Here is a 4671-nt window from a genome sequence, read left to right as displayed (position 1 = left end):
ATTTCCGAATCCGGCGGCGATCCGAGCCGCTGAATCAGCGGATCGTCCCCAAAGTGGTTGTGAAGTGAACAGTATTGAGCCTAGCCGCAGGTGCATGGCGCGCCGCCTCCTCCAGGATCTCGCGGTAGGCGGCCCGGACCGCACCGGCATCCTGCAGGTGCAGACGTACGCCGCCAATGTCGCTCTTGTGGGTGATGTCGGCAGAGACCAATTTCATCACCACCGGGTAGCCAAAAGCCGCTGCCGCGGCTACTGCTTCATCTTGGCTGGCCACACGCTGGTGCGCCACCACCGGGACGCCGGCAGAGCGCAGCAAGGCCAGGCCGGCAGGTTCATCCAACACGCCAGCCTCGATCGTGGCAACAACGGGATTCTCCGCATTCGGGCTCAAGCCCGGGTCGCAAGCGGGGCGGGCTATCGCCACGGTGTCGCCCAGGCACTTCAGCGCGCGGACTGCGGCGCTCGGGTCCGCGAACACCAGGCAGCCCAGCGCTTCCAGCGCGCGGCGCCGCTCTGGCGTGAATAGCGAGCATAGGGCCAGCGGCGTATCGGGATACTCGGCGCGTATGGTCTTGGCGAATGCGAGCAGGTGGGGCCAGAAAGTAGCGGAGGTGCCCGCCGCCGCCAGGAATGCCAGCAAGCTGCCGTAGCCCCCGCTGTCCAGCATGGTACGGGCGGCAAACGTCATCAGTTCCGGCTCGGAGGTTACCTGGCCGGTGATATCGACGGAGTTGCGTGGCGTGGCAAATGGCACGCGTGCCATGATCGCGGCTTGTGCGCCGGCCGGCATCGGCACGAGCTCCAGGGCCGCGTCAGCGGCGTCGTCGGCCATCAGCGCACCCACGCCGCCCGACAACGTCATGATGCCCAAGGCGTTGTTCGCGGGACGCACGGGGCCGCTTAGCGCGTAGCCCACGTTGAAGAATTCGTCAAGCGTACGCGTGCGAATGGCGCCGTACTGGCGCAGCAGCGCGTCGAAGACGGCATCGTCACCGGCCAGCGCCGCGGTATGGGATGCGGCTGCGGCCGCGCCGGACGCGGTACGCCCGACCTTCGTCACGATCACCGGTTTGCCCGCGTCGCGTGCCAGGGATAAAGCGGCCTTGAGCTTGGCGCCATCGCGGCAGCCTTCTACATAGCCCATGATCACCCGGGTATCGGGATCGCGGGCCAGCCACGCGACCGCGTCGGCAAACTCGATATCGCATTCGTTACCGGTGCTGATCCAATAGGAAAGGCCGATATCCCGCTCCCGTGCCATGGCGTAGGCGTAAATGCCGAAGGCGCCGCTTTGTGACACGATGCCAACCGCGCCGGGACGGGCACGAGCAGCATGGGGCGCTGGCGAGAAGGTGGCATAGACCTGATCACGGGTGTTCATGAAGCCCAGGCAATTGGGGCCCAGAATGCGAACGCCGCGCGTGCGTGCCAACGCGGCCAGGCGCGCCTGCGCGGCGCGGCCAGTCTCGCCGACTTCCGCGTAGCCGGATGTAAACAGCACCACGCTGCACACCCCGGCCTCAGCCGCATCTTTGACAGCCTGTTCGGCTAGTGCCATCGGCACCGCCACGATGGCCAGGTCAGCTGGCGCCCCAATCGCAGCCACGCTCGGGTACGCGGGTACGCCTTGCACCTCGGCGGCGTTCGGATTGACCGGATACAGCTTGCCGTCGTACTCGTATTTCAGCAGGAGAGCGAGCGGCACACCGCCAATCTTGTCGGGATTGGTGGAAGCGCCGATCAGGGCGATGCTGCGGGGCCGGAACATCCGGTCAAGGCTGGCATGATCAAACATGGGTTCGCTCCTTCGGAGGGCGCCAGGTTGGCCCTGGGTGGCCTACAGCCTAGCGCTGCGTGTGCGCGCATCCGTGCAAGATTTCGCATAGCGAATCTGCGTGCGTTGTCCCGATCAAGCGTTGATAGCCGCGGATGTCGAGCGGTGTTTCGCATATCGAAATTATCAAACCGATTGGGTTAAGCATCATCTATGTTTGTCCGACTATCCCAATTCGCCGAGCTATAGGAGCCCAGATGAACAATTCCCAGGCGCACGCAGACCTGCATGGCAAGGTTGCCGTCATCACCGGCGCGGGGCGCGGCATCGGTCGTGCCATTGCGATGGCTTACGCCCGGTCTGGCGCGGCGGTGGTGTGCAGTGCGCGCACAACCAATGAAATTCAGGACACCGTGCATCAGATCGAAGCCGCCGGTGGCAAGGCGGCAGCAGTAACGGCGGACGTGTGCGACTACGCTGCCATGGAAGCCCTGTTCGCGACCAGCTTTACCCTGTTCGGCGGGGTGGACATCGTGGTGGCGAACGCCGGCGTTTCGATGCAGAGCCGCAAGGTCGAACACTGCGATCCCGAACTCTGGCGACAAACCGTCGAGGTCAACCTCATTGGCGCCTTCCATACAGCGCGCGCGGCCCTTCCGCATCTGCGGCGGCGCGGCGCCGGCAAGATGATCTTCACTGGCTCCGGCTCGCGCCACCGGCCCAATCCCGGCATGTCGTCCTACGCCAGCGCCAAGCTGGGCATGTGGATGCTGACGCAGACCCTGGCCGTGGAACTGCTGGACTCCAACATCAGCGTGAACGAGTTGATCCCGGGACCGGTACGCACCGAGATGACGGGCTTCGGCGAGAAGTTCGCGCCGGCCGGGGAGTGGGTCAAGGATCCGGAAGATGTGGTGCCGCTGGCGCTGTTCCTGGCCGGACAGGGCGATGCTGGGCCGACCGCGCAGAGTTTCAGCTTGATGCGGCGCGCCGGCTGACAATCCCAGCGGGGGGGCTACCGCCAGCAGGCCTGGCCCGCAGCGCCAAAGCAAAAATAGTTAAATCACCGGAGCACGCTTTTTCAATACACCGATATGCCCGGGCATGCCACCATCGCAACGTGCGAGGCTGGCTATCTTGCAGGGCGCCGTAGGCTTCGTGGAAGCATTTTCCCGCTGCAGGCAATCAGCGCCATCAAGAGCAGTCGCTTGATGTCACAACATCGCAGCCGAACGGAGTCTTGAGAAATGACGCTAAACAGGTCCTGGAAGCTGTCCGGCTGGCTCGCATTGCCCAGCCTCCTCCTTGCTGCGCTGACGACCCCGTTACCGACGGCAGCGGCGAGCGCAATTGGCGGCCCAGTCGTCAGTACGCCCGCCGGGATCACGCCGACGGCTCCCGTCGTTCTCCCATTGGCTGAGCCCCAGTTTCCGGGGGATGTGGGCCGGACGTTCAAGGAATCCGACCCGCCACGATTCCCGCAGCCGCCCCGGCCTCCCAAGGGTGCGCCGAACGTCGTGATCATCATGCTTGACGATGTCGGCTTTGGCCAGTTCAGTACATTCGGCGGCGCCACGCCTTCGCCCACGATGGACAAGCTCTCCGCAAGCGGATTGCGCTACAACCGCATGGAACCGACCGCGCTGTGCTCACCTACGCGCGCCGCGCTCTTGACGGGACGTAATCATCATTCCGCAGGCTTTGGGGTCATCAGCGAACTGACGGCCGGCTACGATGGCTATACGGGCATCATTCCCAGAAGCACGGCCACCGTTGCCGAAGTCCTTCGCCAGAATGGCTACGCAACGGGCTGGGTGGGAAAGAACCACAATACCCCGAATTGGGGAGCAGAACCCCGGCGGTCCCTTCGATCACTGGCCAACCTTGCTGGGATTCCAGTATTTCTATGGCTTCATGGGTGGCAACACCAGCCAGTGGGAGCCCGCCCTGTTCGAGAATACGTCCGCCGTCCCGCCATCCAAGGATCCCAACTATCACTTGAGCGTCGATCTTGCCGACCACGCCATTAGCTGGGTCGAACAGGTCAATGCACTCGACCCCGATCGGCCGTACTTCCTTTACTTGGCGCCTGGCGCAACGCACTCGCCGCACCATGTCCCCAAGGAGTGGATCGACAAATTCAAAGGAAAATTCGATACCGGCTGGGACGTCTACCGCGAAGAAACCCTGGCTCGCCAGAAGCGCCTTGGCGTGGTGCCGGCCGATACCAAGCTAACGCCGCGGCCGCCCGGCATTCCCGCGTGGGACACGCTGCAGCCGGACCAGAAGCGACTGTATGCGCGCATGATGGAAGTATTCGCAGCGTTCGGCGCGCATGTTGATCTTGAGATGGGGCGTGTGGTCGATGTCATTCAGAAGCGCCCGGATGGCGACAATACGCTGATCTTCTACGTTGCCGGCGACAACGGTGCATCGGCGGAAGGCGGGCTTGAAGGCGCGCTCAACGAGATTGCGGCGTACAGCAAGGTACCGATGAAATGGCAAGATATGGTCAGGCATATCGACGATATCGGCAGCCGCAAGTTTGCGGCGCCCTCTCGACCGGCATTTATCGACTTTCCATCGTTTGGCTCAAAGCAGGTGTGCAACCTGCGCGACAACGTCGAAAGGCTGCTGTACCGACTCGGGCCGCAACTGCGCCAAGCCGCGCAGCAAGTCGAGGTCGGTGGCGTGACCCTGGGCCGGCAGGGGTTGCTGAGCCGCACCTCACTGCGGTCATGGCAGCGCCTGAGCGATCAGCGACGCGCCACGCGGCTGGCGCTGTACGACCGGGTGATGGCGCTACGCGCCCTGGGCGGTACGATGAAAGGAATCGGGCGCGAGCTCTCAATCGACCATCGAACCGTGCGCAAGTTCATCACCGCGGGGGCCTTCCC

General features: G+C 63.9%; 4 protein-coding genes. 3 read left to right on the top strand and 1 reads right to left on the bottom strand.

The genetic code is table 11. The features are described from left to right. Window positions 1–34: 34 nt before the first annotated feature. Entirely contained in the window at window positions 35–1795 is a 1761-nt protein-coding gene (locus ACGLHR_RS50670; protein ID WP_400103552.1) for an acetate--CoA ligase family protein, read from the bottom strand. A gap of 236 nt (window positions 1796–2031) precedes the next feature. Here ACGLHR_RS50670 and ACGLHR_RS50665 point away from each other — a divergent pair, with 236 nt between their 5' ends. From ACGLHR_RS50665 to ACGLHR_RS50655, 3 genes are all read left to right on the top strand, one after another. Beyond that, entirely contained in the window at window positions 2032–2772 is a 741-nt protein-coding gene (locus tag ACGLHR_RS50665) for an SDR family NAD(P)-dependent oxidoreductase (RefSeq protein ID WP_400103550.1), read from the top strand. A gap of 249 nt (window positions 2773–3021) precedes the next feature. After that, a complete protein-coding gene (locus ACGLHR_RS50660; RefSeq protein ID WP_400103548.1) occupies window positions 3022–3804 on the top strand; it encodes a sulfatase-like hydrolase/transferase in 783 nt (260 codons plus the stop codon). After that, a partial coding sequence (locus ACGLHR_RS50655; RefSeq protein WP_400103546.1) for a sulfatase-like hydrolase/transferase occupies window positions 3689–4671 on the top strand: 983 nt, incomplete at its 3' end. The genes ACGLHR_RS50660 and ACGLHR_RS50655, both read left to right, overlap by 116 nt.

It is taken from the genome of Cupriavidus sp. CuC1 (assembly GCF_044627735.1).
GTDB classification, from domain to species: domain Bacteria; phylum Pseudomonadota; class Gammaproteobacteria; order Burkholderiales; family Burkholderiaceae; genus Cupriavidus; species Cupriavidus ulmosensis.
The sequence above is the reverse complement of the archived record's forward strand: the minus strand, read 5'-3'. Positions and strand labels throughout refer to the sequence as shown.

Coding starts and splice junctions, on each gene's coding strand:
- ACGLHR_RS50665 (WP_400103550.1), top strand. CDS start 2,032: ATGAACAATTCCCAGGCGCACGCAGACCTGCATGGCAAGGTTGCCGTC.
- ACGLHR_RS50660 (WP_400103548.1), top strand. CDS start 3,022: ATGACGCTAAACAGGTCCTGGAAGCTGTCCGGCTGGCTCGCATTGCCC.
- ACGLHR_RS50670 (WP_400103552.1), bottom strand. CDS start 1,795: ATGTTTGATCATGCCAGCCTTGACCGGATGTTCCGGCCCCGCAGCATC.